This window comes from Nonomuraea sp. NPDC049129 (genome assembly GCF_040648495.1).
GTDB lineage: Bacteria > Actinomycetota > Actinomycetes > Streptosporangiales > Streptosporangiaceae > Nonomuraea.
Genome location: NZ_JBEZDU010000023.1, coordinates 112,411 through 127,920, shown reverse-complemented (window position 1 = coordinate 127,920; position 15,510 = coordinate 112,411). Strand labels below are relative to the sequence as shown.

The 15,510-nt window shown below is 69.6% G+C and carries 12 protein-coding genes; 8 read left to right on the top strand and 4 right to left on the bottom strand.

Annotated features, from left to right (window positions below; all coding sequences use genetic code 11):
- Positions 1-8 precede the first annotated feature (8 nt).
- The 7 genes from AB0B64_RS46820 to AB0B64_RS46790 are packed head-to-tail and all read left to right on the top strand — an operon-like array spanning position 9 to position 7,154.
- Positions 9-1,337, top strand: a complete 1,329-nt coding sequence (locus tag AB0B64_RS46820) for an extracellular solute-binding protein (RefSeq protein WP_357960781.1) — start codon at positions 9-11, stop codon at positions 1,335-1,337.
- Positions 1,338-1,339: 2 nt separating this feature from the next.
- Positions 1,340-2,245, top strand: a complete 906-nt coding sequence (locus AB0B64_RS46815; RefSeq protein ID WP_357960784.1) for a sugar ABC transporter permease — start codon at positions 1,340-1,342, stop codon at positions 2,243-2,245.
- 11 nt (positions 2,246-2,256) lie between these two features.
- Positions 2,257-3,150, top strand: a complete 894-nt coding sequence (locus AB0B64_RS46810; RefSeq protein WP_358190028.1) for a carbohydrate ABC transporter permease — start codon at positions 2,257-2,259, stop codon at positions 3,148-3,150.
- Between the two features lie 3 nt (positions 3,151-3,153).
- Positions 3,154-4,254, top strand: coding sequence for an ABC transporter ATP-binding protein (locus tag AB0B64_RS46805; protein ID WP_357960790.1), 1,101 nt, complete (start codon positions 3,154-3,156; stop codon positions 4,252-4,254).
- Complete coding sequence (locus tag AB0B64_RS46800) at positions 4,251-5,177, top strand: acetylxylan esterase (protein WP_358190009.1); 927 nt, start codon at positions 4,251-4,253, stop codon at positions 5,175-5,177. The genes AB0B64_RS46805 and AB0B64_RS46800 overlap by 4 nt, the downstream gene beginning before the upstream one ends.
- A 4-nt stretch (positions 5,178-5,181) precedes the next feature.
- Positions 5,182-6,027, top strand: coding sequence for an acetylxylan esterase (locus AB0B64_RS46795; RefSeq protein WP_357960796.1), 846 nt, complete (start codon positions 5,182-5,184; stop codon positions 6,025-6,027).
- Positions 6,024-7,154 (top strand): hypothetical protein, encoded by a 1,131-nt coding sequence (locus AB0B64_RS46790; protein ID WP_357960799.1) that lies wholly within the window; start codon positions 6,024-6,026, stop codon positions 7,152-7,154. The genes AB0B64_RS46795 and AB0B64_RS46790 overlap by 4 nt, the downstream gene beginning before the upstream one ends.
- A 31-nt stretch (positions 7,155-7,185) precedes the next feature.
- Here AB0B64_RS46790 and AB0B64_RS46785 read toward each other — a convergent pair whose 3' ends face one another.
- The 3 genes from AB0B64_RS46785 to AB0B64_RS46775 all read right to left on the bottom strand — a co-directional run bounded on the left by AB0B64_RS46785 (position 7,186) and on the right by AB0B64_RS46775 (position 9,845).
- Positions 7,186-7,800: a dihydrofolate reductase family protein gene (locus AB0B64_RS46785; protein WP_358189988.1), complete on the bottom strand. Its 615-nt coding sequence runs from the start codon at positions 7,798-7,800 to the stop codon at positions 7,186-7,188.
- Positions 7,801-7,887: 87 nt separating this feature from the next.
- Positions 7,888-8,373, bottom strand: a complete 486-nt coding sequence (locus AB0B64_RS46780; protein WP_358190503.1) for a pyridoxamine 5'-phosphate oxidase family protein — start codon at positions 8,371-8,373, stop codon at positions 7,888-7,890.
- A gap of 5 nt (positions 8,374-8,378) precedes the next feature.
- Entirely contained in the window at positions 8,379-9,845 is a 1,467-nt protein-coding gene (locus tag AB0B64_RS46775; RefSeq protein ID WP_358189979.1) for a hypothetical protein, read from the bottom strand.
- Positions 9,846-10,069: 224 nt separating this feature from the next.
- Here AB0B64_RS46775 and AB0B64_RS46770 point away from each other — a divergent pair, with 224 nt between their 5' ends.
- Positions 10,070-12,748 carry a LuxR C-terminal-related transcriptional regulator gene (locus tag AB0B64_RS46770; protein ID WP_358189965.1) on the top strand — a complete coding sequence of 893 codons (2,679 nt, stop codon included), beginning with the start codon at positions 10,070-10,072 and terminating at the stop codon, positions 12,746-12,748.
- On the opposite strand, the gene AB0B64_RS46765 is transcribed toward AB0B64_RS46770, so the two are convergent.
- Positions 12,745-15,504, bottom strand: a complete 2,760-nt coding sequence (locus AB0B64_RS46765) for an AAA family ATPase (RefSeq protein ID WP_358189953.1) — start codon at positions 15,502-15,504, stop codon at positions 12,745-12,747. The genes AB0B64_RS46770 and AB0B64_RS46765 overlap by 4 nt on opposite strands.
- Positions 15,505-15,510: the final 6 nt, after the last annotated feature.

The following is a 15,510-nucleotide window of genomic DNA, read 5'->3' as shown; positions in this document are numbered from 1 at the left end:
GGACAACCATGGAGCTCAACCGCCGCCAGATCCTGAAGTACGCGGGTCTCGGGCTGGCCCTGCCCGCCGCATCGCCCCTGCTGACCGCCTGCTCCAACGACAAGTCCGCGGGCTCCGGCGACGGCAGCGTGAAGTTCGAGGGCTGGGACTACGAGGCCGCACTCGTCCAGCAGAACCTCGACAACTTCACCAAGACCAGCAAAATCAAGGTCAACTACACCCCGATCACGAGTGCGCAGTACGTTCAGAAAGTAGTCGCCGAGTTCACCGGCGGCGGCGGCCCGGACGCTCTCTACGTGTACGACGATTCCCTCGCGGGCTGGGTCGAGGGAGACTACCTGCAGCCGCTCGACGGCATGCCCGGCGTCGACGAAGTGTACGGCGCGATCTACCCGGGCAACGCGTCCGCGATGACCTACCAGGGCAAGCGCTACGGCCTGCCGTACTACACCGACTCCAACTGCCTGACCTACAACGCCGACATCCTCGCCAAGGCCGGGATCACGAAACCCCCTGCCAGCCTGGAGGAGCTGGAGGCGCAGGCGGTCAAGATCAAGAACGCCGGCCTCCTGAAATACCCGATCGGCGTACCGGCGCAACTGTCCGACACCTGGTGGTCCTGGGTGTGGGCGCTGGTCTTCGGCAGCGGCGGCAACATGTTCGACGACCAGCAGGCGCCGATCATGAACACCACCGACACCGTGGTGAAGGACGTCTTCGCCTGGCTGCAGCAGGCGGCGAACAAGTCGAAGGTGATCGACCCGGCCTGCCTGCAACTGCTGCCGGTCCCGATCGACAACGCGATGAAGGCGAACCGGTACGCGTACACGATCGGCGCGCGGTACGCCAGCCGCGACTACAACGACGCGACCAAGTCCAAGGCCGCGGGCAAGATCCGGATGGCGCTGATACCGAGCCTCGACGGTCAGGTGCACGGGACGGTCAGCAACACCCGGCTCTATGCGCTGGCCAAGGACACCGAGGTGAAGGACAACGCGTTCAAGCTGCTCACCTACCTGGGCGGACTCGACGCGAACAAGCAGCCTTACACCGCGAAGTTCTGGTTCCTGCAGCGTGGTCTCGGATTCGCCTACCGGTCGATGGCGACCGACCCGGAGATCACCGCGTCGCTGAAGAAGTTCGCCGACCCGGCGATCTACGCCCACCTGGGCGAGATCGCCAAGCCGCGCAACGTGCTCGGCATGCCGTGGTACACCGAGTTCGAAACCGAGATGCACAAGGTCGTGCAGGGCGTGCTGAGCAACCAGACGCAGCCGTCCGCGGCGGTGGCGAGCTTGGCGCAGTCCGCTGCCACGCTGAAGAAGAAGTACAGCTGAGGATGGCCGTCCAAGCCGAACGCCGGCCGCTGGGCGACAACGCCAAGGCCTGGGCGCTGAACGCGCCGGCCATGATCGTGATCGCCCTGCTGGTCGCCTACCCGATCGCGTACTCGTTCTGGGTCAGCCTGCAACGCAACAACCTGAAGCGCCCGCGCGCGAAGAGCTTCATCGGCTTCGACAACTACCAGGCCCTGCTCAGCGATCAGGCTTTCCTGTCCGCGCTGAAGGTGTCCGCCCTGTTCGTCCTCGTGGTGCTCGGGCTGACCGTCGTACTCGCGCTGATCCTGGCGCTGGTGCTGAACGAGCGGTTCCGCGGCCGCGGTCTGTTGCTCAGCCTGGCCTTGTTGCCTTGGGCGATGCCGGGGGTGGTGAACGGCCTGATGTGGCGGACCATCTTCGACGCGAAGACCGGCGCCCTGAACGGTCTGCTGACGCAGCTCGGGCTGATCGACGACTATCACGCCTGGCTGACGTCCGGGACCGGCGCGTTCCTGTTCACCGCGCTGGCCCAGGTGTGGAACACGCTCCCGTTCTCGGTCATCATTCTGCTCGCCGGATTGTCGACAATCCCTTCGGAGTTGTACGACGCCGCCACCGTCGACCGAGCGGGTGCGGTGCAGCGGTTCGTCCAGGTGACGTTGCCGTGGTTGCTGCACCCCCTGCTGATCGTGCTGATCCTCGAGACGATGAACGCGTTCCGTGCCTTCGACACCATCTACGTACTGACCGGTGGCGGACCGGGTGACGCGACCACCACCATCGCCCTGCTCGACGTGCAGACCGTCCTGACCTTCACCGACTTCGGCCTGGGCAGCGCCTACGCCTGGGTGATCACCGCGATCACCCTGTTGATCTCGGTCTGCTACATCGGCCTGCTCTACCGGAAGGGGGACTTCGAGGTATGAGCCTTCGAGATATGAGCACCGTGGTGAAGGTTCCCCTGCGCTACCGAATCCCCTGGAAGAAGATCGTCCTGTACGTGCTGGCGGTCGTGTTCGCGCTGTATCTGGTGTTGCCGTTCTACTGGATCGTCGCGATGAGCTTCATGCACGAGGTGGATGCGATCTCCGTTCCGCCGCACTGGATTCCGGCCCGCCCGACGTTGGAGAACTATCTCGGTTTCATCCATCCGAGTGAGGCCCAGCAACTCGTCGGCGGCCGGGCGATCGACGAGACGCCGTACTCCTTGCGCAACAGCCTGATCGTCGCCACCTCGACGGCGATCCTTAATCTCGCGCTGGCCACGTTCGCGGCGTACTCGTTCTCGCGGCTGAAGTTCCGTGGCAGTCAGGTGCTGCTCATGCTCTACCTGCTCACCCGGATGGTGCCGGGGATCGCGATCATCATCCCGTTCTACCTGCTGATGCGGACGTTCGGACTGCTGGACACCTACCTGGCGCTGATCCTTTCGTACACGACGTTCGCGCTGCCGATCACGATCTGGATCCTGAAGGACTTCTTCCGCTCGGTGCCGCGCGAGCTGGAGGAGGCGGCCCGGGTGGATCGGTGCGGCTGGTTCCGGACCATGTGGTCGGTGTTCCTGCCGGTCGCGGCGCCGGGGCTGGTCGCGGCCGCGGTGTTCGCGTTCATGACCGCGTGGAACGAGTTCATGTTCGCGTTGTTCCTGACCAGCACGAAGGCGGCGAAGACGATCCCGGTGGTGGCGGCGAACTTTGCCACCGACTTCAACACCCAGTTCACCGTGATGGCCGCGGCCGGCGTGCTCGCGGTCGTCCCACCCCTGGCACTGGCCCTGCTCTTCCAGCGCAAGCTGGTCCAGGGCATGGCCGCCGGATCCGTGAAGGGCTGACAGATGGCAGAGGTTCGACTCGAAGGCGTCAGCAAGTCGTTCGGCGGCAAGACGGTGGTGAAGGACCTGAATCTGACCATCGAGGATCAGGAGTTCCTCACCCTGGTCGGCCCGTCCGGTTGTGGAAAGTCGACGACCCTGCGCATGATCTGCGGCCTGGAACGGGCCTCCGAGGGCAACATCTTCTTCGACGGCAAGCCGGTCAGCTGGCTGCCGGCCAACAAGCGCGACGTCGCGATGGTGTTCCAGAGCTACGCGCTCTACCCGCACAAGACGGTCCGGCAGAACATCGGGTTCGCGCTGAAGATGATGCGGGTGCCCAAGGCGACGATCGACGAGCAGGTGCTGCGGGCGGCCCGGACGCTGGACATCGAGGACCTGCTGGATCGCAAGCCGCGCGAGCTGTCCGGTGGTCAACGGCAACGGGTCGCGCTCGGCCGCGCGATCGTACGGGACGCCGGCGCGTATCTGCTCGACGAGCCGCTGTCCAACCTGGACGCGCAGCTCCGGGTGCTGATGCGCGCGGAGATCAAGCGGCTGCACGTGGATGTCGCCCGGACGTTCATCTACGTCACCCACGACCAGGTCGAGGCGATGACGATGTCGGACCGGATCGCGGTGATGCGCGACGGCGTCGTCCAGCAGTGCGCGACGCCGGGGGAGATCTACGAACGGCCCGCGAACCGGTTCGTCGCGTCGTTCATGGGCTCGCCGCCCATGAACTTCGTCACCGGTGAACTGGCCGACGTCGACGGCGTCCGCACCTTCCGCAGCGGCGCGTTGAGTCAGGAGCTGGGCCGGTACGACGTTTCGCCGGACGACCCGGCCGTCGTCCTGGGCGTCCGGCCGGAGGACGTGACGTTGTCGCCGACCCCGATCGCGGGCTATCAGCCCGGGAAGGTGTTCGTGTCCGAGCCGCTCGGTCCGGACGTGCTCGTCACGGTCCGGATCGACGGCGAGCTGCTGAAGGCCCGCGTCCCGGTGCCGTTCCGGCTGGGTCATGACAGCACGGTGTACGTCGGCTTCAACCAGAACCGCCTGCATTTGTTCAAGGCCTCCGACGGCACCGCGCTGCACGCCCCCCATCGAGAGGAACACTCTTGAGAGACCCCGAGAACGCGATCGTCGAGGTCGAGCTGCCGGCCGACTTCGACGACTTCTGGGCGGCCGGCCTGGCGGACTGCGCGTCGTACCCGCTGGACCCGGTCCTCACCGAAATGCCCTCGCTGTCCACGGACAAGGTGATCGTCTACGATCTGCGCTACACCAGCTATGGCGGTCTGCGGATCGCGGGCTGGTACACCGTCCCGCGCGATCGGCCGACCCCGCACCCGGCGTTGGTGACGATCCCCGGCTACATCTCCGAGCCGACGATCCCGAAGGAATGGTCCGAGCTCGGGTACGCCGCGCTCGCGGTCGCGCCGCGCGGAAAGCTGCGCTCGAACGACGTGTTCAACCCGGGCTACCCGGGCTTGCTGACGCACAACATCATCGACCACAACACCTACGGGTATCGCGGGTTCTACCTCGACGTGGTGCGGGCGGTCGAGGTACTGCTCGATCGTCCGGAAGTCGATGATCTGCGGATCGGACTGCAGGGGTCGAGTCAGGGCGGTGGCCTCGGGATCTCGACGGCCGCGCTCCTGCCGGACGTGATCCGGTGCGTCGCGGCGGGAGCGCCGTACCTGTGCGGGATCATGACCGCGCCGACACTGACCCGGTCGTATCCGTACGAGGAGATCAACGAGTACTTGCGGATGCACCCGAAGGACGTCGACCGGGTGCGGGAGACGGTCGCCTACTACGACGGGCTCAACTTCGCGCCGAAGGTGCGGGCGCCGACGCTGCTGTACCTGGGGCTCGAGGACGACGTGTGCCCGCCGGAGACCGGATTCGCGCTGCGGCGGGTGCTGACCTGTGAGACCACCCTGCACGCCTACCCGCACTGCGCGCACCACGCCGGGCTGCCGGGCGTGCTGCGGATCGTGGCGGACTTCCTCGCCGAACACCTCACGCCGGGACGGTGAACCCATGGACTTCGACAGCTACTGGTCCGCCGTCGACGATGAGTTGGCCGCGATCTCCGCTCGGCCCGGGCTCGACCTGGTGCCGGCGCGGACGACGGACGAGGCGACCAGCTACACCGTGCGGCTCACCAGCACCGGCCCGTACCGCGTCTTCGGTCATCTCAGCATCCCGTCCGGTGACGGGCCGTTCCCCGCGCTCCTGCGGACGCCGCGCCACGGGAGCGTCAACCTCGTGCCGCACCCGAACGATCGCAGCCGGTACGTCGTGTTCGCCCTGACGCACCGTGGTCAGCGGCTGGCCGACGAAGGGTTCTCGGCGGCGTACCCGGGATTGCTGACGATGGGCATCGACGACCCGGCGTCGTACATCTATCGCGGGATCGCGGCGGACTGCCTGCGGGCCGCGGAGTTCCTGATGAGCTTGGCGGAGGTCGATCCGGCGCGGGTGGCCGTGAGCGGGGACGATCTGGCGCTGCTGACGGCCGCGCGGCGGCCCGGGTTCAGCGCGGTCCTGCTCTCGGAGTTGCTGTTCTACCGGGCGGCAGAGGCACGGCTGAAGTCGAGCCGCTATCCGCTCGAGGAGCTCAACGATCACCTCCGTGCCGGCTCGTCGGCGCGGATCATTGACAGAACTCTTGCCTACTTCGACCCGGTCCGGCACGCGTCCGCGGTGACCGCTCGGACGTTGCTCGCCGTCGACGATCCTGACTGGTGTGCCGCGCTGATCGGGGCCTTGCCTGCCGCGAGTGTCTACAAGCTGACCCACCTCGACGGCACCGACAACGACTTCCTGGATGCCTGGCTGGCCGAACTCTCCGGCGTACCACCGATGTCGAGATTCCTCGTATGACCAATCCGTTCGGGGTCCGGCCGGTCATCAACGCCTCCGCGACACTCACCGCACTGGGCGGCTCGCTGATGCCGCCGTCGGCGCTGAAGGCGATGACGGAGGGGGCGGCCCACTTCGTCGACCTGCCCGAACTCCACGACCGCGTCGGTGAGCGCCTGGCCGTGCTCACCCGCAACGAGGCGGCCTGCGTGACGTCCGGTGCCGCGGCGGCGATCACCCTCACGGTCGCGTCGTGTGTCGGTGAGCCCGCGCAGGCGTTCCCGGCCGAGGCCGAGGTGGTCATGTTCACCGGCCAGCGCAACGGCTACGACTACGCGGCCCGCCTGACCGGCGCCCGCATCATAGAAGTCGGTCCGTCGATCGAGGGGCTCCGAGCCGCCCTGGTACGACGCCCCGCCTGCGTCCTGTGGTTCGCCGGCGCCCACTACGCGGCGGATGCTCTGCCGATAGAGGACGTGATCCGAGTCGCCCGGGAACTCGCCTGCACCCCGGGCCTCACAGGTCCACCGGCTGTGCCGGTGATCGTGGATGCGGCGGCCCAGATTCCACCCGTCTCCTCGCTGTGGAGATTCACCAGGGAGCTCGGCGCGGATGCCGTGATCTTCAGCGGTGGGAAAGGGCTGCGCGGACCGCAGTCCAGTGGGCTGGTGCTGGGGAAGCGGTGGATCGTCGACAGGTGCCGGGCGCACGCGTCGCCGAATCAGCAGATCGGGCGCGGGATGAAGGTCGGGAAGGAAGAGCTGCTCGGGCTGTACGCCGCGGTCGAGTGGACGCTGGAGCAGGACGAGGAGGCACTGCTCGCGAGCTATGAACAGATTGTCGACCGGTGGATCGTCGGCTTGCGCGGAGTGCCGGGTGTCGTCGCCGAGCGAGGCTACCCGAGTGAGGCGGGCCAGCCGCACGGGCGAGCGGTCGTCCGATTGCTGACCACCAGCGGCTGGACCCGGGACGGGTTGGTGCGGGCTTTGTGGGAGGGAGACCCGCGGATCGCGGTCGGTGTGTTCGGCGTACCCGACGACGCGATCGCGCTGAACCCGCAGACGATCGAGCCGGGGGAAGACCTGGTGGTTCTCGATGCACTGGTTCGGCACCTGAGCTCTGGAGATGGCGAAAGAGCCGGACCGTAACAGCGCGCGACGACGTCGGCAGAGGATCTCGTCAGAGGATGTCGTAGGTCAGGTGCGTCGCGGTCGATGTCGGGGTCACGCTCCGCCGCACCAGCGTGCGCGGCGCCGCACCGGTGAACAGCGGGGTCCCGGCGCCCAGGACGACGGGCGCGAGGTGCAGCGTCAGCGCGTCGACCAGCCCGGCGTCGATGGCCGAGCCGATGGTGGCGCCGCCGCCCATCAGGACGACGTCGAGGTCCTGGCCGCGCTGTGCCGATGCCGCTTCGGCGCGCTTGCGGGCGGCGGCGACGGCGTCGGGCAGGCCGGTGGTGACGAAGGTCCAGTCGAGGTCGGTAAGCCGTACCGACCGCGGTGGTGAGTCGGTCACGACGACGAACGCGGGCTTGCCGACTTCGCGAGCGCCGTAGCCGGAGTCGTCGTTCCAGCCTTTCGGCCCGTCGATCACGTCGAAGAGCCGCCGGCCGAGGATGACGGCGCCGGAGCGGGTGGTCGCCTCGCGTAGGATCCGGCAGTCGTCGGGGTCGTCGGAGAACGCCCAGGTGTGCAGGGCCTCGCCGCCGACGCCCAGGCCGTTGTCCGGGTCGGGGTCGGGCCCGGTGACGAAACCGTCGAGGGAGAGCGAGATGTCAGCGATGATGCGGGTCATGCCTGCTCCTTGGGGCCGGTCGAGCCGAAGGCGCCGTCCGTGTCGTTGATGTGGCCGTCGAGTGAGGTGATGATCGAGTGGATGGGCTCATGCATGGTCATGATGGGTGCCTGCCTGAGGGCGTGTGACGCGCAGTCGTGCGTCGGTGACGTTGTCGAAGCGTGCGTCTCCTCCACGGATCAGGACGAAGTGCCGCTGTACGTCGGCGCGGTAGGCCAACATGGGGCCGGACGGCGCGAGGTCGTCCCCGGTGAGTTGCTTGCCCGGGGGGAGGCGGGCGTTGAGCATGGTCAGCGCCGCGGCCGGATCGTCGGCGGGGCCGGCGCTCGCCTCGAGGTAGAGTGCCTCGGCGCCGCCTATGGGCGCGTGGGAGTCGAAGACCGTGATGGCCACGGCCGGGCGTTCGGCGATGTTACGGGAATGCCTGCTGTCTGGTGCCGATACCCAGAAGAGCCGGTCCTCATCGCGGGCGGCGAAGAAGACGGGTGTGGCCCACGGCCGCCCTTGGCGATCGGCGGTGGCAAGGACGAGGTAGCGGCTGTCGGCGAGCAGCCGGGGAACCAGTTCCCACATGCCGGTCACTGGTCTCGGATGGTGGTGGCCGCCAGACGCAGCACGGCCGGGCCGTGGATCGTGGACGGTACGGTGAACTTCACCAGGCCGTCGCTCGGCACCGTGATCTCGTCGCCGGGCAGGGATGTCCGTTCGTCGATGGCGTACCAGCCGGCTGTGTAGGCGCCGGCCGACAACTCGGCGGTGAACACCTCGCTGGTCCCGTCCGGCCGCAGGATGAGGTACTCCTTGCCGGGGTGTGCGAGCGCGTAGCCGGTGGAGGTGAGGTCGCCGCGAGGGGGCATGCCCATGAGGTCGATCCGCTCGGCGTAGCGCCGGGTATCGCCCATCGCCTGGCGGGCCGGTTCGAAGGCGTCCTGTGACGACGGGACACCGTCGATGAGGCCGTAGTCCATCAAGATCGGGTTGTGGCCGCGCAGGAACGCCTTCCACACCCAGAGGGCGTCGCCCTGGCCAGGGGCGAAGTGGTCGGTGTCGCTGAGCAGGACCTTGCGGCCGTCGGCGGGCGGCGGGTCGTCCAGCCATCGCGACGGTGTGCCGCCCGGGGCGGACGGGTGACCGCCCTCGCGGTAGATCTCGTCGTCGTAGCCAGGCGAGATCCAGTCGGCGGGCCCGTCGAACAGGGGCGCGTTGACCAGCGTCTGGTCGGCCACCGGGAACTGCATGGTCATGCCGATCGGGCGCGGGTCATATCCCTGCTGCCGCTGATACCGCCGAACGAACTCGATCACCCAGTACTGCCAGCCGGTCGAGTCGCCCCACTCGGTCTCCAGCGGTACACCGAGCGCGTCGGCCATCTCCGGGCTGACCGCGCCACCTCCGGATGATTCGTTGGAGACCTCGTACAGGACGTTAGGCAGGTCGTGCACGGTGTCGACGACCTGCTGGATGTAGGCCTCCTGCAACGCTTGTACGGCGGGGTCGAGCGGCAGGACCTGGTGGTCGAGGATCGAGGTGATCGCGATACCGTTGACGTTGTTGCCGGCGTGGAAGGGATGGCCCTCGACGTTGTCCGGCACCGGGCTGAGGTGCAGCGCCCATCCGTCGAACAGCATCACCGCCACGTACATGCCGCGCTGGCCGGCGGCGGTGACCCGCTCGCGCAGCCGCTGGAAATAGGCCGGGTCGAACTGGGACAGGTCGAACTTCGCATCGCCGTCCTTGGCCGTACCCTGTCCCGTGCGCGGCCATGGCTGCGGGCTCATGTTCAGGTGGTACGCGCCGCCGGCGGCCTGCGACTGGAACTGTTCCCAGCGCCACAGCCGGATGAAGTTGTGCCCGCGAGCGGCGAGGAAGTCCAGGTAGGCGCGGTAGTCCATCTTCTCGGGCTCGGCCGGCGCGGTCGCGCCGGGCCCCATGCCGTCGTGGAAGTTGTTCCAGATGTGCGAGCCGGTGAGATACACCGCCCGGTTGTCCGAACGTACGGTGAAGTAGCGCGGGTTGTCCGCGGATACTTCCAGCGGACCGGGCATCCGATTCCGATGTGTCGATATATCCGACATGATGTCTCTTTTCGAGTGGCTGTATCAGTGGTGGACCGGGTAGCGCAGGTGTGTCACGTCGCTCCCTGGTCGTCGAGTTCGGCTGTTCGCGGCAAGCCTGCCTTCGGCGGCTGAGCAGAACATCGGCCAGGTGGCCGAGCCTAGAACTCTCCGGTGGCCGATTGCCATGCTTCGATGGCAGACTGAGCGCTGCCATGACGTCCGCAACGCCCCCTGACCTGCCCGTCCAGCTCGCCACCTTCGTAGGCAGGCAGTCCGAGCTGGCCGCGGTGCGCGCGCTGCTGGACACCGGGCGGCTGGTGACGCTGACCGGCACCGGCGGCGTCGGCAAGACCCGGCTCGCCGCGCAGGTCGCCGCCGCCGAGGTCGCGCGCCGGCCGGACGGTGTCTGGTGGGTCGAGCTGGCGGCCGTCAGCGACCAGGCTCGGCTCGCCGAGCTGGTCGCGACGAGGCTCGGCGTGCTCGTCGAACCCCTCCAAGGCCCCGTACGGTCGATGACGGCGCAGTTGCGCGGCCGCCGCGCGCTGCTCTGCCTGGACAACTGCGAGCACGTCATCGACGGCGCCGCCGAGCTGACCGGCGCGCTGCTGTCGTCGTGCCCGGAGCTGTCGGTGCTGATCACCAGCCGCGAGCCGCTGGCCGTGCCGGGCGAGGTGGTCTGGCGGGTGCCACCGCTGGCCCCGGACGAGGCGTTGCGGCTGTTCGTCGAGCGGGGCCGTCAGGTGCGGCAGCTGTTCGGCCTGGACCAGGAGGGTGAGGCCGCCGCACGGGTGCTGTGCTCCCGGCTCGACGGCATCCCGCTCGCCATCGAGCTCGCGGCAGCATGGTTGGGCTCACTCACCCCGCAACAGATCGAGCGCGGCCTGGACGACCGGTTCGGCCTGCTCGTCCGCGGCCCGCGTGGCGTCGCCGCGCGCCAGCAGACCTTGGCGGCGTCCATCGCCTGGAGCCACGACCTGCTCGACGAGCCGGACCGTGCGGTGTTCCGCCGCCTCGCGGTGTTTCCTTCCGGGTTCGACCTGGACGCCGTACGGACGGTTTGCGCGGGCGGGGTGGTCGCTCGCGACGACGTCCTCGCCGGCATCGGCCGGCTGGTGGACAAGTCGCTGGTGGTCGCGGAGACCCGCGGCGGCGTGTCCCGCTTCCTGCTGCTGGAGACCATCCGCGACTACGCCGCCGATCGGCTGCGTGAGGCCGGGGAGATCCACCTCGTCCGCGACCGCCATCTCGGCCACTTCCTGGCCTTCAGTGCCGGCGGGCCCGAGCGGGCCGCCAATCTCGACGCCTGGCGCGCCCGGCTCGAGGGTGAGTACGACAACCTGCGCGCCGCCCTGGAATGGGGGCTGGCCGCCACCGATCCCGACAGGGGACGCCGCCTCGCCGCCGAGCTGTCGTGGTTGTGGCATTTGCATCGGCACGGGCACGAGGGCATCGCGTTCCTGCGCCGCGCCATCGACCGCGTGCCGACGGACCGATCGCTGCTGCAGGCGCGGCTGCTCACCGGGTTAGCGCTGGTCGCGGACACCACGAGCCCGCTGGACATGGAATACGACGTGGCACGGCAGGCGCTCGAACTGGCCACCGCCCACGGTGACGAGAGCCTGCGCGGCCAGTGCCTTTCCCTGGCGGCGGTCGGCCGGTTCTACACCGACTTCACCGCCGCCTGGGACCTGACCGTCGAGGCGATCCGCTCCGCCGACCTCGCGGGCGACCAGTTGTTCAAGCATTCTCAGCTGGCGCTGCAGGGCATGATCAGACAGCTGCAGGACCGGCACGACGAGGCCCGCCCGCTGCTGGAGGCGGCACTCGACGGCCTGCGCCACCGTCACCGCGGGATAGCGTCGACCACGCTGGCGTACCTGTCGAGCGGAGCGCTCGCGAGCGGCCGGCCGGCCGAGGCCCGCCGCCTGGCCGAGCAGTCGCTCGAACTCGCCGAGCCGCTCGGCGACTACCTGCGCGTCGGTATGGCACGCGGTGCCCTGGCCGCGGCGCACACCGCGTCCGGAGACGTGAGCGCGGCGCTGGAGGCGATGCGGCCCCTGCTCCTGCTCATGGAGAACGCCGAAGCAGCCGTCTTCGTGCCCGGCATGGGGGCGGCACTCGCACAAGTGCTGATGGCCGGCGGCGATCTCGATGGGGCGCTGCGCTGGTTCGAGCACGATGTGCGCCAGGCCGAGCACGTCGCGCCGACCTACCTCGCGGCGCAGGTGCACGCCGGCTACGCAGAGGCCCTACGGCGCGCCGGCCGGTACGAAGACGCCCGCGGCGAGCTCGACCGAGCGGCGGCCATCGCCGGCGAACTCGGCATGCCACGCGTTCTCGCGGACGTGCTGCAGCAACAGGCCCTTCTCACCGGTGACCCCGACCTGCATCACGAGGCGCTGACCATTCGCGTCGCCCACGGACTGCGCACGTTCTGGGTGGACAGCCTGGACGCGATCGCCGCCTGGCTGGCCCCGCCGAACGCGGTGCGGACGCTGGCCGCGAGCACCACGGCACGCGCGGCCCTGGGATATCCACGGCACGTGGCCGAACGACATGAGTACGACGAACTGCTCGCCCGGCTCAGGCAGACGCTCGGTGAACAGTTCGCGACGGCATGGGCGGCGGGCGCCGAGCTGTCCCTCGACGACGCGGTCGCTTACGTCCGCCGTAGCCGGGGTACCCGCGACCGGCCGGCCGCCGGTTGGGACAGCCTCACCCCGACCGAGCTGAGCGTGGCACGGCTGGCCGCCACCGGCCTCAACAACCCGCAGATCGGAGCACGACTCTTCATGAGCCGAAGCACCGTCAAGACCCACCTCTCCCATATCTACGCCAAGCTCGGTGTCGCCAACCGCACCGAACTCGCCGGAGTGGCGTCATTCACCTAGGTGGTGGCGGGCCTCGTCGGTCCGTCATGGAAGGCGATGACCGCCGCCTCGGTGCGGCTGGCCGCGCCCAGTTTCGTCAGGATATGGGAGACGTGCACGCCGGCGGTACTCGGTGAGATGTGCAGCCGGGCGGCGATCTGCCGGTTGCTCAGACCCTCGGCGATCAACCGGAGCACGTCACGCTCGCGCTCGGTGAGCCCGTCCTGGGCTGGTCGGGGCCGCCCGAGCAGGGCGATCTCCCGAGCAAGCGGCGCGGCGCCCAGGTCTTCGGCCAGTTGCGCGGCTTCCCTGAGGCGGGCCGTTGCGCCGGGCCGGTCACCCGCGGCCAGTGCGGCTCGCGCGCCGTGGAACAGGCTCAGCGCCAGCTCGTACGGCTGGCCCAGTTCCCGCCAGGCAGCCGCCACGGGGTCCCAGCCCTCGTCCTCGATCAGCGCGTGCAGCATGATCTGCCAGGCCCGGTCGAGCGGCCCGTCCACGCCGAGCGCCGCATCAGCCGCGGCGAGTTCGGCCTGCCGTGCCGCGACCCGCTGCCGTAGGTCCTCACCGGTGCCCTGGGCGAGCCGTACGCGCTGCGCCAGGGCGCCGGCGACCAGGACCGGCCGGGCGTCGCTGCTGTAGATCCGGAAGAGCGCCGGATCGGCCAGCGCCCGGCTCAGGAGCAGATCGGCACGCACAAGGTCGCCCTGGGCGACGGCGAGCAGGCAGAGCAGCTGATGGCGGGGGAACAGGGTTCCGCTGTCGGCGTGCTCCACGCCGGCCGCCGCGTCGGCCGCCGCGGCCAGGTCCCCGCGCAGCAGCGACAGGTAGCCGGCCAGGGCGCGCACAGCCTGCCGCGACAGCGGTGGCGGATCCTCCCGCAGGCTCTCGGCCAGCACGGCGGCCGCCTCGTCCCACCGCCCGGCGAGGATCAGGCCGCGCCCGGCGTAGCGAGCGAGCTCCGCGCCACGGCTGCGGCCCAGTCCGTACCGGCGGGCGTGGCGGATGCCGCCACAGGCCGCCTCGATGGCGCGCCGCTGGTCGCCGGCCTTGGTGTGCAACGTGGCCTCGTACATCGGGACGGTCATGAACAGGTCGTGGCTGTCGAGCCGTTCGGCGAGCGTACGGGCCTGCGCCAGCATCCCGAGGTCGCCCGTCATGGACCCGACGCCCAGCAGTCCGCGGACGGTGACCATGGGATCGCCAGTGCGCCGGCCGATGCCGAGCGCCTCCTCGAACGGCTCGCGAGCCTTGTCCACCTCCGGCAGCAGGCCCATGGCCAGCACCCCGAGCAGCCGCCCCCGCTGGAGACTGTGGGGGTCGGCAGGGAGCAGGCTCAGTGCTCGTTGCCAGTCGCGAACGCCGGTCGCGTTCAGCCGGTGCCGCAGCCTGCCCCGATGCTCCAGCAGCTGGGCGGCCCGCTCGGGCTCACGCCGCTCATCCACCGCGGCCAGCCCGGCGGTGGCGTAGTCGATACCGCGGGCGTAGTCGCCGCTGAGCATGCACGCCTCGGCCGCGCCGGTCAGGACGTCGATCCTGTCGGCGCCCAGCCGTGCCTCCGGGTCCCACAGTTCGAGGACCTGGTCGAGCATGCGGACCTGCTCCTCGTAGGCGTAGGACCCGCGTGCCTGGCCCGCGGCCAGGTAAGCGGCGGACAGGGCCAGCCCGCGATCCCCGGCGGCGTAGGCGTGCGCGGCCAGTTCCGCGTGGGCGCCCCAGTCGCTCAGGGCCGCGGCGTAGCGCGCGTGCAGGCGCGCCCGCTCGCCGGGCAGCAGATCCTCATACACCGCCTGCCGGATCAGGGCATGGCGAAAGTCGTATCCGTCGCCTGCCGTGACGAGCAGGCCGCGATCGACCAGTTCCCGCAGCAGGACGTCCAGCTCGGCTCCGTCCTGCCCGGCCACCCGCGCCAGCAGCCGGTGGCCGATCCGGCCGCCCGCCACCGAAGCGATGCGCAACAGCTCGCGAGCCGGGCCCGGCAGCGACCGCGGGCCGTACAGCAGCAGGTCGCGCAGGCTGTCCGGGGTCCGCTCACCGGCACGGGCGAGCGCCTCGACGAACAGCGGATTGCCGTCGCTGCGTTCGTGCACGCGGTGTACGGTGGCCGCGTCCGGCTCCGCGCCGAGGATCGCGGCCAGTTGGCGGCCCACCTCCTGCCGATCCAGGCGATCCAGCCGCAGCGTGGTGGTGCGCGGGCGGCGGGAGACCTCGGACAGCAGCGGCCCGAGCAGTCCGTCGCCGTTCCCCGGCGGCCGGTAGGTGATCACCAGGAGCACGCCGGCCTGCGCCAGGTTCCTGGTCAGGAAACCGAGCAGCTCGCGGGTAGCGGCGTCCGCCCAGTGCAGGTCCTCGATCGAGACGACGACCGGCCGATCCGCGGCCACCCGCTCGACCAGCGTCAGGACCTCCTCGTACAGCCGGTGTCTACCGCCTTCCGCGTCACCCGCCTCGCCGAGCTCGGGGAACCAGCGGGCGATCTGGCGGTAGGGCCCTGGCAGGACGCCTTCGACCCGGATCAGCCTGCGCAGCACCGTCACGAACGGCGCGTACGGCAGGCCGTCACTGCCCAGTTCCGCGCAGGCGCCCTCGACCACCCGTACCTCCGGACCCAGGGACCGCGCGAACTCGGCGAGCAGCCGCGACTTGCCGATCCCGGCCTCCCCGGCCACCAGCGCCACCGCCGGCCCTTGCTCCACAGCCATGTCGAAGGCCGCCGCCAGCGCCGACAACTCCTCGCCCCGGCCGACGAACACCGGACTGACCACGCGCTCTGCCACCACGGCGCC

Excerpts from the sequence above, each read along its gene's own strand:
- AB0B64_RS46820 (WP_357960781.1), top strand. The coding sequence starts at position 9 with ATGGAGCTCAACCGCCGCCAGATCCTGAAGTACGCGGGTCTCGGGCTG.
- AB0B64_RS46815 (WP_357960784.1), top strand. The coding sequence starts at position 1,340 with ATGGCCGTCCAAGCCGAACGCCGGCCGCTGGGCGACAACGCCAAGGCC.
- AB0B64_RS46810 (WP_358190028.1), top strand. The coding sequence starts at position 2,257 with ATGAGCACCGTGGTGAAGGTTCCCCTGCGCTACCGAATCCCCTGGAAG.
- AB0B64_RS46805 (WP_357960790.1), top strand. The coding sequence starts at position 3,154 with ATGGCAGAGGTTCGACTCGAAGGCGTCAGCAAGTCGTTCGGCGGCAAG.
- AB0B64_RS46795 (WP_357960796.1), top strand. The coding sequence starts at position 5,182 with ATGGACTTCGACAGCTACTGGTCCGCCGTCGACGATGAGTTGGCCGCG.
- AB0B64_RS46790 (WP_357960799.1), top strand. The coding sequence starts at position 6,024 with ATGACCAATCCGTTCGGGGTCCGGCCGGTCATCAACGCCTCCGCGACA.
- AB0B64_RS46785 (WP_358189988.1), bottom strand. The coding sequence starts at position 7,800 with ATGACCCGCATCATCGCTGACATCTCGCTCTCCCTCGACGGTTTCGTC.
- AB0B64_RS46780 (WP_358190503.1), bottom strand. The coding sequence starts at position 8,373 with ATGTGGGAACTGGTTCCCCGGCTGCTCGCCGACAGCCGCTACCTCGTC.
- AB0B64_RS46775 (WP_358189979.1), bottom strand. The coding sequence starts at position 9,845 with ATGCCCGGTCCGCTGGAAGTATCCGCGGACAACCCGCGCTACTTCACC.
- AB0B64_RS46770 (WP_358189965.1), top strand. The coding sequence starts at position 10,070 with ATGACGTCCGCAACGCCCCCTGACCTGCCCGTCCAGCTCGCCACCTTC.